This window comes from Streptomyces sp. NPDC016469 (assembly GCF_040632905.1).
Taxonomy (GTDB): Bacteria; Actinomycetota; Actinomycetes; order Streptomycetales; family Streptomycetaceae; genus Streptomyces.
Window position 1 is genome coordinate 1 of record NZ_JBEYCQ010000134.1, and the last position, 1044, is coordinate 1044.

Below are 1044 nucleotides of genomic sequence, written 5' to 3' on the forward strand. Positions count from 1 at the left end.
CTCGGTGAAGTCGCCCAGGTGCTCGGTGACGACCCGCAGCGACTCCTCGTCCAAGCGGACCTTCGCGTACGACAGGTCGTCGTCGTTGAGCAGGACGACCGCCGAGCGGCGCTTGCCCAGCAGATGCGGGACCGGAGTCAGTTCACCGTCGACGTCCAGTTCGATACGGTCTGTGCGAACGAGCTCACCGTCCTCAAGGTCGTACAGACCGATCGCGATCCGGTGCGGCCGCAGCGTCGGCTCGCCCTTGGCGCCCTCGGGCAGCGCGGGGGCCTCCTGTCGTACGGCGAAGGAAGTGATGGTGCCGTTGGTGTCCGTCTCGATGTGCGGGCGCAGGATGTTTATGCCCGCGGTCTCCAGCCATGTCTTCGACCAGGACTTCAGGTCGCGGCCGCTGGTCTCCTCCAGGGCGCTGAGGAGGTCGGACAGGCGGGTGTTTTTGAAGGCGTGGGCCTTGAAATAGGCCTGCACGCCGTTGAAGAACGCGTCCATGCCGACGTACGCCACCAGCTGCTTCAGGACGGAGGCGCCCTTGGCGTACGTGATGCCGTCGAAGTTGACCATGACGTCGTCGAGGTCGCGGATGTCGGCCATGATCGGGTGGGTGGAGGGCAGCTGGTCCTGGCGGTAGGCCCAGGACTTCAGCAAGTTGGCGAAGCCGGTCCAGACACCCGGCCATTTCGAGCCGGGAGCGTACGCCTGGCAGGCGAACGCGCAGTACGTGGCGAACGACTCGTTCAGCCAGAGGTCGTTCCACCACTCCATCGTGACGAGGTTGCCGAACCACATGTGGGCCAGCTCGTGCAGGATCGTCCCGGCCCGCACCTCGTACACGGCATCGGTCACCTTGGACCGGAAGACGTACTGGTCGCGGATGGTGACCGCGCCCGCGTTCTCCATCGCGCCCGCGTTGAACTCCGGCACGAAGAGCTGGTCGTACTTGGCGAAGGGGTACGCGTAGTCGAACTTCTCCTGGAACCAGTCGAAGCCCATCCGGGTCACGTCGAAGATCGCGTCCGCGTCCAGGTACTCGGCCAGCGAGGG

The 1044-nt window shown here is 65.4% G+C and carries 1 protein-coding gene; it reads right to left on the reverse strand.

What is annotated here, in order from left to right; all coding sequences use genetic code 11:
- A partial coding sequence (locus ABZ565_RS35785; RefSeq protein ID WP_361036495.1) for a M1 family aminopeptidase occupies positions 1-1044 on the reverse strand: 1044 nt, incomplete at both ends.